Source organism: Microvirga yunnanensis (assembly GCF_025460875.1).
Map to the genome: position 1 here is coordinate 98,216 of NZ_JAMXFI010000009.1, position 19,992 is coordinate 118,207.

The 19,992-nt window shown below is 64.6% G+C and carries 19 protein-coding genes; 11 read left to right on the top strand and 8 right to left on the bottom strand.

Annotated features, from left to right (window positions below):
• Positions 1–3 precede the first annotated feature (3 nt).
• Positions 4–438, top strand: coding sequence for a large conductance mechanosensitive channel protein MscL (mscL, locus tag NF876_RS07000; RefSeq protein ID WP_262268097.1), 435 nt, complete (start codon positions 4–6; stop codon positions 436–438).
• A 115-nt stretch (positions 439–553) separates the two neighbouring features.
• On the top strand, positions 554–1,756 hold the full coding sequence (locus NF876_RS07005) for a pyridoxal phosphate-dependent aminotransferase (protein WP_262268098.1): 1,203 nt from the start codon (positions 554–556) through the stop codon (positions 1,754–1,756).
• A gap of 64 nt (positions 1,757–1,820) precedes the next feature.
• Here the strand turns inward: NF876_RS07005 and NF876_RS07010 are convergent, their stop codons facing one another.
• Positions 1,821–2,285: an RbsD/FucU family protein gene (locus NF876_RS07010; protein ID WP_262268099.1), complete on the bottom strand. Its 465-nt coding sequence runs from the start codon at positions 2,283–2,285 to the stop codon at positions 1,821–1,823.
• A gap of 157 nt (positions 2,286–2,442) precedes the next feature.
• Between NF876_RS07010 and NF876_RS07015 the strand changes: the two genes are divergently transcribed.
• Positions 2,443–3,492 (top strand): AbrB family transcriptional regulator, encoded by a 1,050-nt coding sequence (locus tag NF876_RS07015; RefSeq protein WP_262268100.1) that lies wholly within the window; start codon positions 2,443–2,445, stop codon positions 3,490–3,492.
• Positions 3,493–3,495: 3 nt separating this feature from the next.
• On the opposite strand, the gene NF876_RS07020 is transcribed toward NF876_RS07015, so the two are convergent.
• Positions 3,496–4,383: a MurR/RpiR family transcriptional regulator gene (locus tag NF876_RS07020; protein ID WP_262268101.1), complete on the bottom strand. Its 888-nt coding sequence runs from the start codon at positions 4,381–4,383 to the stop codon at positions 3,496–3,498.
• A 123-nt stretch (positions 4,384–4,506) separates the two neighbouring features.
• On the opposite strand from NF876_RS07020, the gene NF876_RS07025 reads away from it, so the two are divergent.
• From NF876_RS07025 to NF876_RS07045, 5 genes are all read left to right on the top strand, one after another.
• Positions 4,507–5,295 (top strand): N-formylglutamate amidohydrolase, encoded by a 789-nt coding sequence (locus NF876_RS07025; RefSeq protein ID WP_262268102.1) that lies wholly within the window; start codon positions 4,507–4,509, stop codon positions 5,293–5,295.
• A 63-nt stretch (positions 5,296–5,358) separates the two neighbouring features.
• Complete coding sequence (locus NF876_RS07030) at positions 5,359–6,894, top strand: amino acid permease (protein ID WP_262268103.1); 1,536 nt, start codon at positions 5,359–5,361, stop codon at positions 6,892–6,894.
• A gap of 59 nt (positions 6,895–6,953) precedes the next feature.
• The gene (locus NF876_RS07035) at positions 6,954–8,324 is read left to right on the top strand and encodes a glutamine synthetase family protein (protein WP_262268104.1); all 1,371 of its coding nucleotides are present in this window, start codon (positions 6,954–6,956) and stop codon (positions 8,322–8,324) included.
• Positions 8,325–8,488: 164 nt separating this feature from the next.
• A complete protein-coding gene (locus tag NF876_RS07040; RefSeq protein WP_262268105.1) occupies positions 8,489–9,880 on the top strand; it encodes an aldehyde dehydrogenase family protein in 1,392 nt (463 codons plus the stop codon).
• 11 nt (positions 9,881–9,891) lie between these two features.
• Complete coding sequence (locus tag NF876_RS07045) at positions 9,892–11,055, top strand: iron-containing alcohol dehydrogenase (protein ID WP_262268106.1); 1,164 nt, start codon at positions 9,892–9,894, stop codon at positions 11,053–11,055.
• Between the two features lie 75 nt (positions 11,056–11,130).
• Here NF876_RS07045 and NF876_RS07050 read toward each other — a convergent pair whose 3' ends face one another.
• Positions 11,131–11,733, bottom strand: coding sequence for an NADPH-dependent FMN reductase (locus NF876_RS07050; protein WP_262268107.1), 603 nt, complete (start codon positions 11,731–11,733; stop codon positions 11,131–11,133).
• Between the two features lie 103 nt (positions 11,734–11,836).
• Here NF876_RS07050 and NF876_RS07055 point away from each other — a divergent pair, with 103 nt between their 5' ends.
• Complete coding sequence (locus NF876_RS07055) at positions 11,837–12,241, top strand: winged helix-turn-helix transcriptional regulator (RefSeq protein ID WP_262268108.1); 405 nt, start codon at positions 11,837–11,839, stop codon at positions 12,239–12,241.
• 120 nt (positions 12,242–12,361) lie between these two features.
• Here the strand turns inward: NF876_RS07055 and NF876_RS07060 are convergent, their stop codons facing one another.
• Positions 12,362–13,021, bottom strand: a complete 660-nt coding sequence (locus NF876_RS07060) for an HAD family hydrolase (protein WP_262268109.1) — start codon at positions 13,019–13,021, stop codon at positions 12,362–12,364.
• 179 nt (positions 13,022–13,200) lie between these two features.
• Here NF876_RS07060 and NF876_RS07065 point away from each other — a divergent pair, with 179 nt between their 5' ends.
• Positions 13,201–13,968 (top strand): potassium channel family protein, encoded by a 768-nt coding sequence (locus NF876_RS07065; protein WP_262268110.1) that lies wholly within the window; start codon positions 13,201–13,203, stop codon positions 13,966–13,968.
• Positions 13,969–13,973: 5 nt separating this feature from the next.
• Here the strand turns inward: NF876_RS07065 and NF876_RS07070 are convergent, their stop codons facing one another.
• The 4 genes from NF876_RS07070 to NF876_RS07085 all read right to left on the bottom strand — a co-directional run bounded on the left by NF876_RS07070 (position 13,974) and on the right by NF876_RS07085 (position 19,319).
• The gene (locus NF876_RS07070) at positions 13,974–15,074 is read right to left on the bottom strand and encodes an ABC transporter ATP-binding protein (protein WP_262268114.1); all 1,101 of its coding nucleotides are present in this window, start codon (positions 15,072–15,074) and stop codon (positions 13,974–13,976) included.
• A gap of 5 nt (positions 15,075–15,079) precedes the next feature.
• Complete coding sequence (locus tag NF876_RS07075; protein ID WP_262268111.1) at positions 15,080–17,269, bottom strand: ABC transporter permease; 2,190 nt, start codon at positions 17,267–17,269, stop codon at positions 15,080–15,082.
• Between the two features lie 109 nt (positions 17,270–17,378).
• On the bottom strand, positions 17,379–18,425 hold the full coding sequence (locus NF876_RS07080; RefSeq protein ID WP_173947124.1) for an ABC transporter substrate-binding protein: 1,047 nt from the start codon (positions 18,423–18,425) through the stop codon (positions 17,379–17,381).
• Positions 18,426–18,545: 120 nt separating this feature from the next.
• The gene (locus tag NF876_RS07085; RefSeq protein ID WP_247654507.1) at positions 18,546–19,319 is read right to left on the bottom strand and encodes an inositol monophosphatase family protein; all 774 of its coding nucleotides are present in this window, start codon (positions 19,317–19,319) and stop codon (positions 18,546–18,548) included.
• 208 nt (positions 19,320–19,527) lie between these two features.
• Here NF876_RS07085 and NF876_RS07090 point away from each other — a divergent pair, with 208 nt between their 5' ends.
• Positions 19,528–19,974: an NUDIX hydrolase gene (locus NF876_RS07090; RefSeq protein WP_173947126.1), complete on the top strand. Its 447-nt coding sequence runs from the start codon at positions 19,528–19,530 to the stop codon at positions 19,972–19,974.
• The last annotated feature ends 18 nt before the right edge of the window (positions 19,975–19,992 follow it).

A 19,992-nucleotide genomic window follows, 5' to 3' on the forward strand; every position in this document is an offset into this window, starting at 1 on the left:
GTCATGTGGAATGAATTCAAGCAGTTCGCCCTGCGCGGCAACGTGGTCGATCTCGCCATCGGCATCATCATCGGTGCCGCGTTCGGCAGGATCGTGGACTCCCTCGTCGGCGACATCTTCATGCCGATCATCGGGGCGATCACCGGCGGCCTCGATTTCTCGAACTACTTCACGGCCCTGTCGGGCAACGTCACGGCGGGGTCGCTCGACGAGGCCAAGAAGCAGGGCGCAGTGCTCGGCTGGGGCAACTTCATCACGGTCGCCATCAACTTCGCCATCATCGCCTGGATCCTCTTCCTCCTGGTCAAGGGCATGAACCGGCTCCGCCGCACGGAGGATGCGAAGACCGGCACGGCCGATAAGCCCCCGGAAATCCCCGCCGACGTGAAGCTGCTGACCGAGATCCGCGACCTCCTGAAGACCGGACGGACGACCTGAGATCGATCACAGGTTTCGATCGGACCCTTCGTCTTTCGTGATGAGACCTATTCCAGGCTTGCCTTGAGCGGGCGAACGGGCCATGCCTGATCGCCCGTCTTCGAGGAAATGTCCCATGAATGCGTCCGTGTCGATTCCGTCCGTTCTCAACCTGCGCCCCGAGGCGGAGCAGGCGCCGACAAGCGGAATCGTGGACGTGTTCAGCTACGGTCGCCTGAAGCCCGGCATCATCCCGCTCTGGGTGGGCGAGGGTGACCTGCCGACCCCGTCCTTCATCTGCGATGCGGCTGCCCGGTCGCTTGCCGAAGGCGAGACCTTCTACACCTACCAGCGCGGCATTCCGGAACTGCGCCAGGCCATCGCCGCCTACCACGAGCGTGTCTACGCCAAACCCTTCGATCCGGAGCGGTTCTTCGTGACGTCGGGCGGCATGCCGGCGATGCAACTCGCCTTCCGCATGCTGGCGGGCCATGGCGACGAGGTGCTGGTCCCGACCCCGGCCTGGCCGAATTTCACCGGTGCGATCACCGTGGCCGGCGCCCGTCCCGTGGCCGTGCCGATGACCATCGATGCACGAGGCTGGCACCTCGATTTCGAGCGTCTCGAAAAGGCCATCACCTCACGGACCCGCGCCATCGTCATCAACTCGCCGTCGAACCCGACCGGTTGGGTCGCAAGCCATGCGGATCTTCGCGCCGCGCTCGATCTCGCCAGGAGGCATGGCCTCTGGATCGTGGCGGACGAGATCTACGGGCGCTTCATTCACGATCCGGCGCTGGCGATCGACGGACGGGCGCCTTCCTTCCGCGATGTCATGGCGGTGGACGACAAGATCCTCTTCATCCAGACCTTCTCCAAGAACTGGGCCATGACCGGATGGCGTCTCGGCTGGCTCGAAGCCACGCCCGCCATGGGGCAGGTGATCGAGAACCTGGTCCAGTACCAGACTTCGGGAACGCCGGTCTTCATCCAGCGCGCCGGCGTCGCGGCCATCGAGCAGGGTGAGAGCTTCCTGGACGATCAGATCGCCAAGGCCCGCCGCGGGCGGGACATCGTCGGGCGGCTGGCCGAGACCGGCCTCGTGGAGCTGGCCCCGCCGAGCGGCGCCTTCTATGCCTTCCTGAAGATCAAGGGCGCCACGAGCTCGAAGGATATCGCGTTCCGTCTCATCGACGAGGCCAATGTGGGCCTCGCCCCGGGCTCCGCCTTCGGGGAGGCCGGGGAGGGCTACCTGCGTCTGTGCTACCTGCGCAAGCCCGAGGACGTGGAAGAGGCGGTCCGCCGGATCAGCGAAGCCCTGCCGAGGCTCGTCGCCTGAAGCGGCAATCTCGCCTAGAGCAGCGCATCATTTGGGGGCGGACCCGAAGGGTCCGCACGATGCGCTAGGGCGGCGGGATCACCCCTTTCTTCAGGATGAAGCAGCCGTAGAAGCGGCGCTCGCCGGTCGCCACGATCGCATAGGCCCGCTTGGCGCGCTCGTAGAACGCGAAGCGCTCGACCGATCCCATCGGCCAGGTGTCACGCCCGGCATCGCGGCGGGCCACCGCGTCGATTTCGGCCTGGGCTTCCTGCTGGATCGCCGGAAGGTCGTCGGGGTTGCCGACGACTTCCATGCGTTCCGCGGGAGTGTCGACGAAGCTGTCGAGCGGCATCAGCGACAGGACGGCCCGGATGGCCCGGGGCGAGCCGATATTGTCCATCCGGATCACGCGGCCATAGGCCGTCTGGCGCGCAATGGAATCGGCGGGGAAATTGGCGTCACAGATCACGAGATCGTCTCCGTGGCCCATAGACCGGAGCACATACAGCAGGTCGGCATTGAGCGCCGGGTCGAGTCCGTGAAGCACCGTTTCCTCCGTGTCGTGATTGGCGGTGCAATCTCATCAGGCTTTCGGGATCTCCGCAACGCTTGCGTCGTTCCATGGCCAGACCGTGACCGCATGGCCACTGCGCACCATCGGCATTTGACGTAAGGGGCCGGGCCGTCCATTGAGCCAAACCGTGATGCGTCTTGTCCTTGCCCATCTCGCGCAGATTCTCGTCGCCGCTCTCGGCGGGCTCGTCTTCTACTGGCTCGGCGTCCCGGCCGCGTGGCTGTCCGGCTCGGCGATCGCCGCCACCCTGTGGGGGTTGACCGGCTGGGCCGTGCCGCTGCCGAAGGCGTTGTCCGATGCCGCCATGCTGACCTCGGGGGCCGCCATGGGGGCCGCCGTGACGCCGGCCGCCATCGCCGCCATGGGGCGCTATCCGGGCAGCCTCATCCTGCTGGTCATCGGCGTCGTGGCGATCTCGGCCGCCTCGAGCGCATGGCTCGTGCGCATGTCGGGCTGGCGCAAGGCCGATGCGGTTCTGGCCTCCGTCCCAGGCGCCCTCTCGACGGTCCTCGCCGTGGCGGCCGACCGTAAGGCCGAGGTGGCGTCCATCGCCATCGTGCAGAACTTCCGCCTCTTCGTGCTGATCGCCCTGCTGCCGAGCCTCGTGGTGGTGACGGGAGGCGGAGGCAATGCCGGCATGCTGGTCGGCGAGGGGCTTCCCATCGAGAGCCCCGGCGGCATGGCCTTCATCCTCCTCGGCGGCCTCGCGCTGGGAACGGCGTTCGCCCGGCTGAAGGTGGCCGCTCCGATCCTGCTTGGCGCCACCGTCGTCAGCTCGGTCAGCCACGGAGCGGAGTGGGTGACCGGCGTCATCCCTCCGGTGATCGCCACGGGTGGCCTCGTGCTGATCGGGCTGTTCATCGCCGAACGGTTCCGCAACCTCCAGCGCTCGACCCTGAGACGGGCGCTCGTGTCCGCGCTCGGCTCCTTCACGGTCGGCATGGTGGTGGCGGCCCTCTTCGCCGGAGCCGCCGCCTGGCTCGCCGGGGTCAGCTTCGCCAACGGACTCGTCGCCTTCGCGCCGGGCGGTCTCGAGGCCATGACCGTGCTGGCCCTGATCCTCGGCCTGGACCCGCTCTATGTGGGCATCCACCACCTGGTCCGCTTCCTGGGAATCGGCCTGGTCCTTCCGTTCTTCATCGGCTGGCTGCAGAGAGCCCGGCCGGAAGCGGCGGAATAGACGTTACCGCTGTTCGCCCCGCAGCCGCTCCACCGCCTCCATGCGCGGCTTGGCGCTGTCCCACAGCCGTTTCGTGACGGCGGCCACGAGAGCTTCGGTCAGGAGCAGGAGGCCTGCGGACGAGTCCCAGTTGGAGGGCGCCACGATATGGGCCGGCAGCACGTGCCGGGCGACACGGGCGATGGGCGAGAGCCAGGGATCGGTGAGAAGAACCACGGTCGCGCCCTGCCTGGCGGCCGTCTCGCACAGGGCCGTGACGTCCTCCTGGTAGCGCCGGATGTCGAAGGCGACGACCACGTCCTTGCGCCCGATCTCGATCATCCGGTCGCGCCAGAGCACCGGCTGCCCCTCGATGAAATCCACGTGGCTGCGCACGATGCGGAAGTGGCTTTCCGCATAGCGGGCCAGGGCGCCGGTGAAGCGCCCGCCCGTAAAATGAATGTGACGGCGCGGATCCGACAGCAGCGCCACCACGGCCTCGAACTCGGCCGGGGCGATGTTCTCCACCGTGGCCTGCAGGTTCCCGATCACCGCCTCCGCAAAGGCGGCGAGCGCCGGCGCATTCTGGCTCTTGTCGGAGGGACCGGCCTTGGCCAGCGGGGAGAGGAGCTGGGCTTCCAACTCCTCGCGCAGGTGCTTCTGGAACTCCGGAAAGCCGCCGAATCCGAGGCGGGTGACGAAGCGCAGGACCGACGGAGCCGAAATCCCGGCCCTGGAGGCGAATTCGGCCACCGTGTCGAGGCCCGCGAACGGATAATGGCTCAACAGGAGATGCGCGGCGCGCTTCTCGCTGGGCGTGAAGGAATCCATGTCGAGACGGATGCGCTCGGCGAGGCTCGGCGGGGCAGTCAGGGGAGGACGGTGCTCGTCACGCATGTCGGATTGATTCACACCCCCTCCTTGACGGCTCTGAAAAGCTGTATCAGAAATTTCATCACGTGAGAAAAATATAAGAAACGTACCAAGCGTTCAAACGGGGACTGGCCTGCTTCCGGCGGGCCGACGGAGAACCGCATGACGCAGGCGAGTCGGAAGACGGACGGTCTGTCTCCTGCCGTTACGGCAGAACAACCGGTTGCCTTCATCGAAAACCCGAACGGGCGGTCGCCCATTCTGCTCATCTGCGAACATGCCTCCAATCACCTTCCGGCCCGCTACGGGACGCTGGGCCTCCAGCCCTCCGATCTCGAAAGCCACATCGCCTGGGATCCGGGCGCGCTCGGGGTGGCGATGGAGCTTTCGCGGCTCCTCGACGCGCCGCTGATCCACGCAGGCGTCTCGCGCCTCGTGCTCGATCTCAACCGCGATCCCTCCGCGCCGGATTCGATCTGGACGCTCAGCGAACGCACCACGATCCCTGGCAATCTCGATCTCGACGAGGCGGAGCGGGCGGTCCGGGTGCGGGAGGTGTACGACGCCTTCCACGGCGTGGTCGACGCCGCCGTGAAGGCCCGCACGGCCGCAGGACAACTGGCCGCCATCGTGTCCATCCACTCGTTCACGCCGGTCTATCGGGACGTGCCGCGCCCCTGGCAGATCGGCCTGATCTTCGATCGCGACGAGCGTTATGCGCGCAGCGTCGAAGCCGGATTGAGGCAGGACCGGTCGCTCATCGTCGGCATGAACGAACCCTATTCTCCAGCGGACCGGGTGTTCCACACCCTGGAGCGACACGCCGTGAGGCGAGGCCTCCATCCGCTGATGATCGAAATCCGCAACGACCTGATCCGCACACAAGACGGACAGGCGTCGTGGGCTCGCCGTCTGGCGCCGCTTTTGAGGGAGGGGGCACGGACGCTCTGATGACGGGCATGGCGCGGAATGTGCCGTGACCCGAAAGGCAGAACTTCTTGGAGGATCAACTCGATGTCAGTCGGACAAGGAAGCACCGGGGTTCACGCCCCACCGGCCGGCGTGCAGGGTGCCGCGGGCATTACCTACACGACGGTGGATGAGAGCTATTTCGAGGCACGGCGCCTCAAGCGCCACGCCCGCGTCTGGTCGCTTTGGGCGCTCGGCGTCGGGGCGGTGATCTCGGGCCATTATTCAGGCTGGAATCTCGGCCTCGCCAACGGCTTCGGGTCGATGTTCTTCGCCACCATCGTCATCGCGGTCATGTATCTTGGCCTGACCTTCTCGCTGGCCGAGATGTCGCCGGCGCTTCCGCATACCGGCGGCGCCTATTCCTTCGCGCGGACTTCGATGGGCCCCTGGGCGGGCTATGTCACGGGCATCGCGGAGAACATCGAGTTCGTCCTGACGCCGGCCGTGATCGTGTTCTTCATCGGCTCGTACCTGTCGGCGATCTTCGAGACCGCGCCGGCCTTCCAGCCGGTCTACTGGGTGCTGTGCTACGCCCTGTTCGTCGGCCTCAACATCATCGGGGTGGAACTGTCGTTCAAGGTCACCGTGACCGTCACCCTGGCGGCGCTCGCGGTGCTCGCGTTCTTCTACGTGTCGGTGCTGCTCTCCGGCCAGTTCGACTTCGCCCGCTGGGCGCTGAACATCGGCCCCGATGGTGCGGAGCTTCCCGGCGGCAACGGCCCGTTCCTGCCGAACGGCGCTGTCGGCATCCTGGCCTCGCTGCCTTTCGCCGTGTGGCTGTTCCTCGCCATCGAGCAACTCCCCCTCGCGGCGGAGGAATCGCATGACCCGCAGCGGGACATGCCCAAGGGCATCATCGCGGGGATCCTGACCCTGATCGCCTCCGCGTTCCTCGTGCTGTTCCTGAACACGGGCATCGCGCCGGGCGCGGTGGGGCTCGGCAAGTCCGGCGAGCCGCTGCTCGACGGGTTCCGGACCCTGTTCGGCACGGATATCGCGAAGATCCTGGCGGCCATCGCGGTGATCGGGCTCATCGCCTCCTTCCACACCATCATCTTCGCCTTCGGGCGGCAGATCTACTCGCTGTCGCGGGCAGGCTACTTTCCGAGCTTCCTTTCCGTCACGCACGGAGAGCGCAAGACCCCGCATGTGGCCCTGGTGGCGGGAGCGGTGATCGGCCTTCTCGTCATGCTGGTCATCTGGTTCTCGGTCGGCGCCGAAGCCGGCGCCACGGTCATCGGCGGGACGCTGCTCAACATGGCGGTGGCGGGAGCGATGCTGGCCTATTTCATGCAGGGCATGTCCTACATCGTGCTCAAGAGGAAGTTCCCGCACCTGCACCGGCCCTATACGAGCCCGTTCGGCATCGCGGGCGCGGTGATCTGCATGGCCATCGCCGCGGTGACGCTCGTCTTCCAGCTGACCGACCCGGTGTTCCGGGCCGGCGTGACCGGCGTGGCCATCTACTATGTGGTGATGATGGCCTATTTCCTCCTGATCGGGCGCCACAAGCTCATCCTCTCGCCCGAGGAGGAGTTCGCACTCACCAAGGGTGAGAGCGAATACAGGACGCACTGACGCCACAAGGGAGCGCGCGTCGTGCGCGCTCCCATCCCTTTCAGGTCAAGGTTCTTCGTATGGACGCTCCCACGATCAAGAATGCCGCGGATGCGGTGGAATATGTGCGCAGCCGCGATCTTCGCTTCGTGAAGGTCGGGGTGACCGACGTCGACGGCATCATGCGCGGCAAGTACATGGCCCGCGACAAGTTCGAATCCGCGCTCGAGAAGGGTTTCGGCTTCTGCGACGTGGTGCTGGGCTGGGATTCCAACGATCAGCTCTACGACAACACCAGGCTGACCGGCTGGCACACGGCCTATCCGGACGCGCCCGTCCGGGTGTTGCCGGAGACGATGCGGCTGATCCCCTTCGAGAATGATCTGCCGTTCTTCCTCGCCGAGTTCGACGGCTATGCGGAACAGGCTTGCCCGCGCGGGGTGCTGCGGCGGGTCCTGAAGCGGGCGGAAGCGATGGGCTTTGCCGTGTCGGCCGCGGCCGAGTTCGAGTTCTTCCTGTTCGAGGAAACGCCGCACTCCGTAAGGGAGAAGGATTACAGGAACCTCAAGAACATCACGCCGGGCTTCTTCGGATATTCCGTGCTTCGCTCAGGCGTCCATGCGGATTTCTACCACGAGCTCCTCGACCTTGCGAACAGGATGGATTTCGAGATCGAGGGCCTCCATACCGAGACGGGGCCGGGCGTTCTGGAGGCCGCGATCCGCGTCGACGATGCCTTGAAGGCAGCCGACAAGGCGGCGCTGTTCAAGACCTACACCAAGATCCTGGCGCAGCGCCGTGGCTGGATGGCGACCTTCATGGCGAAGTGGTCGCGCGACTGGCCCGGGCAATCCGGCCACCTGCATACGTCCCTGCGCGATCTGCGGTCCGGCAAGGGCGCGTTCTACGATCCGTCCGGACAGCATAACATGTCCGAGACCATGCGTTGGTTCGTCGGCGGCCAGCAGGCGCTGATGCCGGAGATCCTGGCCATGGTGGCCTGCACGGTGAACAGCTACACGCGGCTCATCCCGGGCTTCTGGGCGCCGACCGACTCCGCCTGGGGGGTCGAGAACCGCACCACGGCGCTGCGGGTCATCCCCGGATCGGAGAAATCGCAGCGGGTGGAATACCGAGTCGCCGCCGCCGACATCAACCCGTATATCGCCCTGGCGGCGGCCATCGGGTCCGGCCTTTGGGGCATCGAAAACCGGATCGATCCTGGAGAACCCATCGAGGGCAACGCCTATGCGGTCGAGCATCCGAAGGAGCGGGCCCTGCCGCGGTCCCTCGGCGAGGCCGCCGAGCGTCTAAAGGGGTCCAAGGCGGCGCGGGAGCTTTTCGGCGACACGTTCGTCGACCATTATGCGGCCACCCGTGAATGGGAGGAGCGCGAGGCCCGCAAGGCCATCACCGACTGGCAACTCGCCCGCTACTTCGAGATCATCTAGGGCATTCTTCGGCGAAGTGGATCCGGTTCGCCGTCAAAGATGCGGCAAGCCAAAGAAGAGAGATGATTCCACGCTCGTGGAAACAGCTCTAGAAGACTATCCCGGTTCAACCCACAGGAGACGGCCATGATTCCCAGGGATCATGGTCATTCAGGCATATGATCATGGCCGATACCGATATCGTCTGCATTTCCCCGATTGACGGGCGCGAGCTCGTCCGCCGCCCCATCCTGACCGAGGCTGCGATCGAGGCCGCCCTTGCCTCGGCGCGCGAGGCGCAGAAGGGGTGGCGCAACACCTCCATGGCCGAGCGCGCGCAAAAGGTCTCCGCCTTTCTCGACGCGCTGCTCGCCATGAACCAGGAGGCAGTGCCCGAGCTTGCCCAGCAGATGGGACGCCCGGTGCGGTATGGGGGCGAGTTCCGTGGCGTCGAGGAGCGTGCGCGCCACATGATCGGCATCGCGGAGAAGAGCCTCCAGCCCATTCCGGCCGATGACGAGAAGCCGGGTTTCCGCCGCATGATCAAACGGGAGCCGGTGGGGCTCGTCCTGGTCGTCGCGCCCTGGAACTATCCGTATCTTACCGCCATCAACACCATCGTGCCGGCGCTGATGGCCGGCAATGCGGTGCTGCTCAAGCACGCCTCCCAGACGGTTCTTGCGGGCGAACGGTTCCAGACGGCCATGGACCGGGCGGGAATGCCGAAAGGTCTGTTCCAGAACCTGTATCTGAGCCACGACCAGACGAGCCGCATCCTGGGCGCAGGTCTCGTCGATCACTGCAACTTCACCGGGTCGGTCTCGGGTGGCCGCGCCATCGAGCGGGCGGCGGCGGGCAGCTTCACGTCGCTCGGCCTCGAGCTCGGCGGCAAGGATCCGGCCTATGTGCGCGAGGATGCCAATATCGATCACGCCATCGAGAATCTGGTCGACGGCGCCTTCTTCAACTCGGGCCAGTGCTGCTGCGGCATCGAGCGCATCTATGTGCACGAGAGGCATTACGAGCGCTTCGTGGAAGGCGCGGTCGATCTGGTGAACCGGTACGTGCTCGGCAACCCGCTCGACGAGGCGACGACGCTGGGCCCGATGGCGCACAAGCGCTTCGCAGACCTCGTGCGCCACCAGAATGCTGAGGCCGTCGCAAAGGGCGCGAGGGCGCATATCGACACCCGGCGCTTCGGGGCGGATGTGGGCGACACGGCCTATCTGGCCCCGCAGGTCCTGACGAACGTCGACCACTCCATGAGCGTGATGCGCGACGAAAGCTTCGGCCCGACGGTCGGCATCATGAAGGTGAAAGGCGACGAGGAGGCGATCCAGCTCATGAACGACTCGCCCTACGGCCTCTCCGCGGCGATCTGGACATCCGATGTCGATGCCGCCGAGACGATCGGCGAGCGGCTCGAGACCGGCACCGTCTTCATGAACCGCTGCGACTATCTCGATCCCGCTCTCGCGTGGACCGGCGTCAAGGACACGGGCCGTGGTGCGAGCCTGTCGAAGCTGGCCTATGAATCGCTCACCCGCCCGAAATCCTATCACCTCCGTCAGATCTGATTGAAACCGTCATGACCGCATCTCCCCGCTCCAACTGGAACTACCCCACCGCCGTGCGCTTCGGCGCCGGCCGCGTCGCGGAACTGGCCGAAGCCTGCAAGGCGTCGGGAATCTCGGCCCCGCTCATCGTCACGGACCCGTTCCTCGCCACCCAGCCCATGACGAAGGCGACGCTCGACCAGCTCACGGGCGCCGGCCTGAGGGCGGCGATCTTTTCGGACATCAAGCCGAATCCGGTCGAGACCAATGTCTACAAGGGGCTCGAGGTCCTGCGATCGGGCAAGCACGACGGGGTCGTCGCCTTCGGCGGAGGCTCGGCGCTCGATGCCGGCAAGGTCATCGCCTTCATGGCGGGCCAGACGCGGCCCATGTGGGACTTCGAAGACATCGGCGATTGGTGGACCCGCGCCGATCCCAAGGGCATCCTGCCGATCATCGCCGTGCCGACGACCGCCGGCACCGGCTCGGAGGTCGGCCGGGCCGGCGTGATCACCCAGGAAGCGACGCATACCAAGAAGGTGATCTTCCATCCGCTCATGATGCCGAAGATCGTGATCTGCGATCCGGAGCTGACGGTGGGAATGCCGCCGCACATCACGGCCGGCACCGGCCTCGATGCGCTGGCTCACTGCCTCGAGGCCTATTGCGCGCCGGGCTATCACCCGATGGCCGACGGCATTGCCGTCGAGGGCATCCGCCTCGTGAAGGAGTACCTGCCGCGCGCCTACAAGGACGGCCGGGACATCGAGGCCCGCGCGCAGATGATGTCCGCCGCCGCCATGGGGGCGACCGCGTTCCAGAAGGGGCTCGGCGCGATACACGCCCTGTCGCATCCGACCGGCGCGCTCTACGACACCCATCACGGCCTGACCAACGCGGTCTTCATGCCCTATGTGCTGGTCTACAACCGCACGGCCATCGAGGCCCGGATCGAGCGCCTCGCCGCCTATATCGGCCTCAAGCCGTCGTTCCAGGCCTTCTTCGATTGGGTTCTGCAGCTGCGCAGGGATCTCGGGGTGCCGCACACCCTGGAGGGGCTGAAGGTCGATGCGGCCCGGTTCGACGAGATGTCCGAGATGGCGCCGAACGATCCGACCGCCGGCGGCAATCCGGTGCCGATCACCCGGGAGAGCGCCCGCAGGCTCTTCGAAGATGCGCTCACCGGACGTCTCTGATCGCCTTGACGGCTGACGGACGCACGGAGGCACCGCCGTGGACGACAGCGGTGCCTCCTGGATCGGCAAGGACGATCAGGCGGCTTCGGCCTTGCGCTCCAGAGAAGCCTTGTGCTTGGAGCGGACGCCCTCCAGGGCCTTGGTCCAGACATGGAGCTCATCGAGCATGGCCGCAGCCGAGGTCCTGTAGATCTCGGCGGGCTTCAGCTTTCCGTTCTCAAGGTTCTGGAACACCATCGGCATCGGGACGCCTTCCGTGATCGGCATCACCTTGAAGGTGGTCAGGATCTGCTTCGTCATCTGGACGGCGCGCAGACCACCCGAGATGCCGCCATAGCTCACGAAGCCGGCCGGGGTGTATTGCCATTCCGCCACGAGATAGTTGAGGGCGTTCAACAGAGAGGGAGGAGGGCCGAAATTGTACTCGGGCGTTACGAAGACAAAGGCGTCCGCTTCGGCCACGCTGTCGCTCCAGGCCTTGGTATGCGCATGGTGGTAGTTGCGCAGGCGGGGATGCTCAGGCTCGTTGAAGATCGGCAGGTTGAAATCGGCCAGATCGACCAGAACCGGATCGAAACTGCCGTGCTCTTCGGCGAAATCGCGGAACCATTCGGCGATGCTCGGACCGATCCGGCCCGGACGCGTGCTGGCGATGATAATGTGAAGCTTGGGCTTCATGGGATGTCCTTGGTTTGCATTCGAGGGCCGGAGCTCTTAAGTTCCGTTTTGTAACCGAGGCTCATTAAGTAACTTCCTGAGCGCCGCGCAAGGAGGCACTTTCATGTCACCCAGTCACATCCATGTGCCCACCAATTGCCGGACCGTGACCGAAATCCTGTCGCGCGTCGGCGACAAGTGGAGCGTGCAGGTCGTGGTCCAGATGGGCGAAGGACCCAAGAGATTCAATGAGTTACGCCGCCTGGTCACGGGCATTTCCCAGCGCATGCTCACCTTGACCCTGCGCGGATTGGAGCGGGACGGGCTCGTGACGCGCACCGTCTACCCGACCATTCCGCCCCGGGTGGATTACCAGCTCACAGAGCTGGGCTGCTCCCTGCTCAGGACTGTGCGGGGCCTCGGCGAATGGGCGATCCAGAACCGGGACGAGATCCTGGCAGCGCGCCGACGCTTCGATGAGGGCGATGCCGGGTCTGATTCCAACGAGCTGCGGCCCGACGCCGCCTGAGGCATCTAGAGCATCGGACGGAAAAGTGGCCCCGGTTTTCCGTCCTGACCGATGCTCTCATTCAAGAAGAAAGCATCGGATGGATCCCAAAAGTGCAAGTCCACTTTTGGGTCCGATGCTTTAGGACGCGACCCTGTGCTCCAGAATCTCCCACAGGGCCCGGTCGTGGAAGGTCACGATGGCGCCATCGGCGCCGATCTCCCTCATCTCGCCCGCGGTCAGGCCCGTCAGGACCCCGAAGGAGAAGAGGCCTGCGGCCTTGGCGGCCCGCATGCCTGACGGGGAATCCTCGAAGGCGACGGCCTCCTCGGCCCGGATGCCGAGGCGCTCCAGCGCCGTCAGATAAGGCAGGGGATCGGGCTTGCCGCGCTCGACCTCCTCGATGGTGATCTCGACCTTGAACCGGCCCGCCAGTCCCAACGCTTCGAGCATGTGATCCGCATTGAGCCGCGGCGCGTTGGTGACGAGAGCGATCTGGATCTGGCGCTCCTCGGCCCAGTCGAGGAGCTCGAGAAGCCCGTCCAGCGGCTTGAGGTTCGATGCCATGCGACGGAAGGTGGCCTCCTTCTCGTCGGCATAGGTCTCGTGCTGCTCCACCGGCAGGTGCGGCAGGAGGGACGCGAAGATCGCCTCGTTGGTGCGCCCGATGATCTTGGAGCGGTAGACGTCCTCGGTGATGTCGACGCCCTCGGCCTTCAGAACCTCGGCGAAGGCTTCCAGATGCACGGGGTCGCTGTGCACCAATGTTCCATCCATATCGAAGATCAGAGCTTTCAGCATCGGGACATCTCTCAACAGCATCGGGTCTCGGGGCGAGGGAATAGACCGCTTCGTCCCGGATGGCACCCCGTTGGAATTGCAACCCTGCTCTATAGATAATCAGGGAGTCGATAAACCCCATAAAACGTGACCCGACCGATGGTTCGCATTCCATTCCGCCCATCCGACGAGACCTGCCGATGGGGATAAGAGACAGGCTGAGGCTTCTCTATGAGGGTGATACTCAGGAAGCGCATCAGTTCCGGTATGCTCTCCTGGTCTTCGACGTGGCGACGATCCTGTTCATCGTCGTCACGTCCTTCCTGCCGCGCTCGCCCGCCTTCGAGTGGATGGATGTGATCATCGGGTTGATCGTTCTGGCTGACTTCTCTGCCCGCCTGGCCATCAGCCGGACGCCCTGGCGGGACCTGGCTCATCCCGCGACCCTGGCGGATATCGCGGCGATCGTGTCCTTTCTCGCGCCTGTCGTGGGAGAGGGAATCGGGTTCCTGCGGATCCTGCGCACCCTGCGCCTGCTGCGCACCTATCAGCTGCTCGCCCGCCTGAGGTCCGACAGCGTCTTCTTCCGGCGCAACGAAGACCTGATCATCGCCTCGGTCAATCTCGGCGTCTTCATCTTCGTCATGACGGGCTTCGTCTACGAGACGCAGCGCTGGACGAATGCGAAGATCGGCAACTACATCGACGCGCTGTATTTCACGATCGCGGCGCTCACCACGACCGGGTTCGGCGACATCACGTTGACCGGAACGCTGGGGCATCTGATTTCGGTCATCATCATGATCTTCGGCGTCACGCTCTTCCTGCGGTTGGTGCAGGTGCTGCTGAGACCCGACAAGGTGCGGTTTCCCTGTCCGGTCTGCGCCCTGCAGCGCCATGACAGGGATGCGGTGCATTGCAAGGCCTGCGGCACCGTCCTCGACATTCCCGATGAAGGAGCGATCTGAAATCCTCAAGAGTTCGGGATGATGGCGAGACCGCGCTGTGGCGTGAAGGCGATCGACACCGGCGTGCCCGTCATGATCGGCTCCTTGCGCCCATACTGGACCACGAACAGGTTCCCGATCGGGCTCTCCACTTCGTATTCCACCTGCGTGCCGAGATAGGATGCCTTGCGAACCGTGCCGGACAGGGGGCCGGTTGCCGCTTCGTCGAGCAGGATCGCATCGGGTCGGACCGCGAGTTTGACCGGCCCCGGCCCGGCATTCCGATGCGGGAGCTGAAGAGGGACATTGCCGACATTCACCTGTGCGGTCGATCCGGTGACGCCCACGATCTCACCCGGGATGATGTTGGCATCGCCGATGAAATCGGCGACGAACAGGTTTGCCGGCTCCTCGTAGAGTTCGCGCGGCGTTCCGGTCTGGGCGATCCGGGCGTTCGACATGACGATGATATGGTCGGAGACGGCAAGCGCCTCCTCCTGGTCGTGGGTCACGTAGGCCACGGTGAGGTTGAGGCTCTGCTGAAGCTCGCGGATATCCTCGCGTACGCGCCGGCGCAGCTTGGCGTCGAGGTTCGACAGAGGTTCGTCGAAGAGCAGAACCTGCGGCTCGAGAACGAGCGCCCGGGCGACCGCGACCCGCTGCTGCTGCCCGCCGGAGAGTTCGGACGGAGCGCGCTTCTCGAGTCCCTTGAGGCCGATCAGCGCGAGCTTCTCCATGGCCATCTCGATCGCGTCCCTCTTCGGCACGCCCTGAACGGACGGCCCATAGGCGACGTTCTCCAGCACCGACATGTGCGGAAAGAGCGCGTAGGACTGGAACACCATGCTCACGTCCCTGTCGGCCGCGGACAGGTTCGTCACGTCGCGTCCGCCGATCAGAATCTGGCCTTCGCTCGCCATCTCGAGCCCCGCGATCATGCGCAGGGTCGTGGTCTTGCCGCAGCCGGACGGGCCGAGAAGGGTCACGAGCTGGCCCGGCTCGATGGTGAAGGAGACGTCGTCGACGGCGGTGACGCTGCCGTAGCGCTTCGTCACATTGCGGAACTGCACCGATGCCGCCTGCTTCTTGGAGGCTGCCGGGCGGGACAGGGAATGGATAGAAGGCATGTTGTTCATGGGATCGCCTGCACGGCTACGGGAGAGGGAGCAGCGCTCGCGCTGCGGCGTCCGAGGCGCCGCTCGCCGACCGCGAGCTGGATTGCCACGATGGCGACCAGCATCACGAGGATGAGCACCGTGGAGTAGGCGATCGCAAGGCCGAACTCGCCGGCCTCGACCCGGCCGACGATATAGGTCGTCGCCATGTTGTATTCGGCGGTGACGAGGAAGATCACGGCACTGACGGCCGTCATGGCGCGCACGAAGGAATAGACCAGGGACGCGACAATCGCCGGACGCAGCAGCGGCAGCACCACGCGGCGCATGGTGGTCGACGAGCCGGCTCCCAGCGTCAGCGATGCTTCGTCGAGGCTCTTGTCGATCTGGCTCAGGGTCGCGATCCCGGAGCGCACGCCGACCGGCATGTTGCGGAACACGAAGCACATCACGAGGATGAACCCGGTTCCGGTGATCTCGATGGGCGGCACGTTGAAGGCGAGGATGTAGGATACGCCCACGACGGTGCCGGGAATGGCGAAGCTCAACAGCGTGCCGAACTCGAAGGCGCGCTGACCGGAGAAGCGCTGGCGCGTGAGGAGATAAGCGGTGAGCAGGCCGATGGCCGCTGTGAGCGGTGCCGAGAGCGCAGCCACCTTCACGGTCGCAAAAAACGAGTCCCAGGCGGAGCCGGAAAAGTAGAGGCCCGAGCCCGAGCGCTCCACCCGGAAGGCCGTGAGGAAATGCTCGAAGGTTGGCGTGTAGTCGCGGCCCATCGACCGCACGAAGGCGCCGACCAGGATGATCGCGTAAACGGCAACCGTGAAGATCGCCCAAGGCAATGCGGTGAGATAGGAGGCCAGCGCGACCCGCCGCGGAAGGGGCAGGGGAATGCCGGCGTCACCTTTGCCGGTGACGGTCGTGTAGACCTTCTTGCCGAGCCAGGCGTGCTGGAGCCAGAAGGCCCCGAGGGTGAAGGCGAGCAGGATGATGGACAAGACGGCCGCGCGGCCCTGGTCCTGCTGCGCGCCGACGACGGCAAAGAAGATCTTGGTCGAAAGCACCTCGTAATTCCCGCCGAGCACCAACGGGTTGCCGAAATCGGCCAGGCTCTCGACGAATCCGAGCAGGAAGGCGTTTGCGAGACCCGGACGCATGAGGGGGAGCGTCACGGTCCAGAACGTCGTCCAGCTCTTCGCGCGCAGGGTCTGCGAGGCTTCCTCGAGGGTCGGGCTGATCCCTTGCACCACGCCGATCAGGACGAGGAACGCGATGGGCGTGAAGGCGAGAAGCTGCGCGATCAGCACGCCGGGTAATCCATAGATCCAGCGGGACCGCGGCACGCCGAACCAGTCCCACAGGACAGCCGACAGCGCGCCCGATCGGCCGAAGAGCAGGATCAGGGCGAGGCCGATCACGAAGGGTGGCGTGATGATGGGCAGAACGCTCATCACGCGGAGGAGTTTCTTGAAGCGGAAATCCGTGCGCGTGGCAATCAGCGCGAAGGCAAGGCCGAGAGCGGTGGTGCCGACGCCTACGAGAAGGCCCAGGAACAGGGTGTTCCAGGCGACGCCGCAGCGCAGATCACCTGACAGGCAGTCGAGCCCCCAGATCGATCGATCCAGGAACTTCAACAGGAATTCGTACGGGGCGAAGTTGCCGTCGTTGTCGGCAAAGGCACTCGCAAGAATGGTGGTGACCGGGAAGAAGACGAACACGATGATCAGCGCAATGACGACACCGATCGATGAGGTGACGAATGCATCGCCCCGGCACCAGCCGCGTGCTGCAAGGCCATGACAGAGTATGATGAGGAAGGCGGTCGCGGTGAGAGCCGCGCCATAGCCCATCCCGGCCTGGCTCGGTCCAGGTAAGCCGAAGAGGCCCTTCAGGATGTCGAGCGTCCAGCCATTGAGACCGATGGCGAAGCCCTGAAGGATGAAGAGCGCGAGGCCCAGAAGCCCGGACGCGATGAGCCAGCCACCGTTGGCTTGCGCCAAGGGGCGGATCACGGGAATAAGGCCCAGACACAAGGGTATCAGGATCGGCAGAAGCCACCACGCGCCCTTGATGCCGTGGATCAAAGCCGACCCGCCGACGAAATAATCCGCAAGGGTCGGGACGACCGTGCGGTCGAAGCCGTACCAGGGCAGGAGGGCAAAGCCGACCCAGCCCAGAACGATCCAGCCAAGGGTTGCCCGTGACATCTTCTGTTCTCGCTTCAAGGCCGATGCTGAACTCGGCCCCCATGATCACAACAGTAATGGATTCTGGCGAAGCAGAGTCCCACTTCGCCAGAAACTGCTTCAAGTCCGCCTATTTCGGCAGGTTCTTGACCTCGTTGTCCCACTTGGACAGGAGGCGCTTGCGCTCGGCCGAAGATCCATACTTCGCGAAATCGAAGTTGATCAGCTTGATGTCGGCGAGCTTGGGAGCCTGTGGCGGAACCGGAGTGCTCTTGTTCGACGGCACCTGATAGGACTTGGCTTCCGCACCGAGCTTCTGGGCATCCGCGGTGAGCGCCCAATCATAGAACTTCTTGGCGTTGTCCAGGTTCTTGGCTCCCTTGATGATCGACATGGAGCCGATTTCGTAGCCAGTACCTTCGCATGGGGCGACCACCTTCACGGGCGCCTTGTCCACCACCATCGTGACGATGTCGTGCATGAAGGCGATACCCGCGGTCGTCTCACCGAGTGCCATGGCCTTGGCCGGAGCAGCGCCCGACTTGGTATATTGATTGACATTCTTGTGCAGGGCTTTCAGGTACTCGAAGCCTTTGTCCTCGCCCATGATCTGAACGATGGTTGCGAGCAATGTATAAGCGGTGCCCGAGGAGTTCGGATCCGCCACCTGCACCTCGTCCTTCAATTCGGGCTTCAGCAGATCCGCCCAGCATTTCGGCTCGCCGATCTTGTTTGATTGCGCGAGTTCCGTGTTGTAGCCGAAGCCGAGAGCGCCGGAATAGATGCCGACCGTGCGCCCCTTGGACTGCTCCCACTGGCGCACGGCCCAGTCCTGCAACTCGCCCATTTTCGGCGACTTGTACTCGTCCGTAATGCCTTCTTCGGCAGCCTGCATATGCGGGTCGCCCGTGCCGCCCCACCAGATATCCGCGCGGGGATTGGCGGCCTCGGCCTTGACTTGGGCGTAGACCTCGCCCGCACTCTTACGAGTCATGGAGACCTTGATGCCCGTCTCACGCTCGAAAGCGGTCGTCATGGCGCGGCACCATTCCTCCTGCACGCCGCAATACATGACCAGCGCGCCCTGGGCCTGAGCCGTTCCTGCGGACATGAAGGACAGGGCCGTCACGGTCCCTGCCAGCATGGTTGCCGCAACGAGATTCTTCTTTGCGCTCATTCTATCCTCCCGTGATGTCGTTCTTGTTATTGGTTGGTCGGCTAAGCTCCCTCCATTGTGGCGGCGGGTCAAGTGCCTGGCCGGCGCTCCAAATCTGAATCTTTAGAATAAGATGCGGTCTCAGGGCTCCTTCGCGATCCCTGTCGCCTCTGTGAGAGCAGCGGCCAGTCCGGGCGTGCAGGCCAGAACGGGATTGCCTTTCCTGAGGCCATCCTTGGCCAGGAAGTTGTTGGTCCAGCCGCCGGCCTCTTCGATGATCAAGAGGCCCGCCAAGGCATCCCAGGAATTGATGTGGAGTTCGCAATAGGCGTCGATGCGCCCGTCCGCGACGTAAGCAAGGCCCAGCGTGCCCGACCCGGCACGGCGCACGTTGGCGCCCGCCGTCTTGAGCTTGTCCACCACGGCGATATAGGGCTCGGGCGGCAGGCGTGGCGACCAGCCTGCCTCCACGGTGGCCTGTTTCATGTCTTCGAGTCCGCTGACGCGGATCGTCTCTCCGTTGAGGATGGCACCCCGCCCCCGCTGGGCCGTGTAGAGCTCGGCATGCATCACGTCGTAGATCACCCCGATCTCGACCCGGTTCTCGCGCACGAAGGCGATGGAGATGGCGAAGTGAGGGATCCCGCGGGCGAAATTCGCCGTGCCGTCGATGGGGTCGACCACCCAGACATCTCGCTCGAAGGAGCCGCCGCCTTCCTCGCCGAAGAAGGAATCGCCCGGGAACAGCTCGCTCAGGCGGCCGCGGATCAGTTCCTCCACCTCCGCGTCGGTCGCGGTCAGGAAGTCCTGCGGACCCTTGAAGTCCGGCCGTTGCGAACGCGGCCTTTCCAGGAAGCGCTTGCGGGCCAGTACGCCGGCCTCGCGGGCGATGGCGCAGGCTGCGGCGAATCTCATGTCCAGGCTCTCAGTCGTCATCACGGTGGGCGTCCTTCTGGATCAAAATGGAGGCTTCCATTGTTATGAGGCGGTCATGAAGCTTTGAGAGGATAGAGAATCGTATGAGGCCGGAGGCGTTCTCGGCAGCTTTCGACTTTACCCTTTCTTAGCCGGCTCAAATCATCTACGTTACAAGTTATCCCATTAGGAGTCCTACTCTCGTCGAATGCCCCAGACCCCAAAAGAAGAACTCAGCCAGGTTGCGGCACTCCCTTTCCGGATCAAGAACGGCAAGCTCGAGGTCCTTCTCGTCACATCCCGTGAGACCAAGCGCTGGCTGATTCCGAAAGGCTGGCCCATGAAGGGCAAGAAGCCCCACAAGGCCGCCGCCCAGGAGGCGGAGGAGGAGGCTGGCGTCAAGGGCGAGATCAAGAACACGCCTCTCGGCTCCTATGATTACTGGAAGCGTCGGGCTGCTCACTTCGACCTGTGCCGCGTCAACGTCTATCCGCTCGAGGTTTCCAAGCAGCTCAAGTCCTGGCGCGAGAAGGGGCAGCGGAAATCTCAGTGGTTTCCGGTCGAGGAGGCCGCCCATCAGGTTCTGGAACCGGCACTCGCCGATCTGATCCTAAGCCTGCCCGAGCACGTTCTCGATATCGTTTCTACGGAATAGTGAGCAGTTTTCGGCTCG

Coding starts and splice junctions, on each gene's coding strand:
- NF876_RS07080 (WP_173947124.1), bottom strand. CDS start 18,425: ATGAGCGCAAAGAAGAATCTCGTTGCGGCAACCATGCTGGCAGGGACC.
- NF876_RS07075 (WP_262268111.1), bottom strand. CDS start 17,269: ATGTCACGGGCAACCCTTGGCTGGATCGTTCTGGGCTGGGTCGGCTTT.
- NF876_RS07055 (WP_262268108.1), top strand. CDS start 11,837: ATGTCACCCAGTCACATCCATGTGCCCACCAATTGCCGGACCGTGACC.
- NF876_RS07065 (WP_262268110.1), top strand. CDS start 13,201: ATGGGGATAAGAGACAGGCTGAGGCTTCTCTATGAGGGTGATACTCAG.
- NF876_RS07060 (WP_262268109.1), bottom strand. CDS start 13,021: ATGCTGAAAGCTCTGATCTTCGATATGGATGGAACATTGGTGCACAGC.
- NF876_RS07030 (WP_262268103.1), top strand. CDS start 5,359: ATGTCAGTCGGACAAGGAAGCACCGGGGTTCACGCCCCACCGGCCGGC.
- NF876_RS07040 (WP_262268105.1), top strand. CDS start 8,489: ATGGCCGATACCGATATCGTCTGCATTTCCCCGATTGACGGGCGCGAG.
- NF876_RS07015 (WP_262268100.1), top strand. CDS start 2,443: ATGCGTCTTGTCCTTGCCCATCTCGCGCAGATTCTCGTCGCCGCTCTC.
- mscL (WP_262268097.1), top strand. CDS start 4: ATGTGGAATGAATTCAAGCAGTTCGCCCTGCGCGGCAACGTGGTCGAT.
- NF876_RS07090 (WP_173947126.1), top strand. CDS start 19,528: ATGCCCCAGACCCCAAAAGAAGAACTCAGCCAGGTTGCGGCACTCCCT.
- NF876_RS07025 (WP_262268102.1), top strand. CDS start 4,507: ATGACGCAGGCGAGTCGGAAGACGGACGGTCTGTCTCCTGCCGTTACG.
- NF876_RS07050 (WP_262268107.1), bottom strand. CDS start 11,733: ATGAAGCCCAAGCTTCACATTATCATCGCCAGCACGCGTCCGGGCCGG.
- NF876_RS07005 (WP_262268098.1), top strand. CDS start 554: ATGAATGCGTCCGTGTCGATTCCGTCCGTTCTCAACCTGCGCCCCGAG.
- NF876_RS07035 (WP_262268104.1), top strand. CDS start 6,954: ATGGACGCTCCCACGATCAAGAATGCCGCGGATGCGGTGGAATATGTG.
- NF876_RS07070 (WP_262268114.1), bottom strand. CDS start 15,074: ATGCCTTCTATCCATTCCCTGTCCCGCCCGGCAGCCTCCAAGAAGCAG.
- NF876_RS07085 (WP_247654507.1), bottom strand. CDS start 19,319: ATGAGATTCGCCGCAGCCTGCGCCATCGCCCGCGAGGCCGGCGTACTG.
- NF876_RS07045 (WP_262268106.1), top strand. CDS start 9,892: ATGACCGCATCTCCCCGCTCCAACTGGAACTACCCCACCGCCGTGCGC.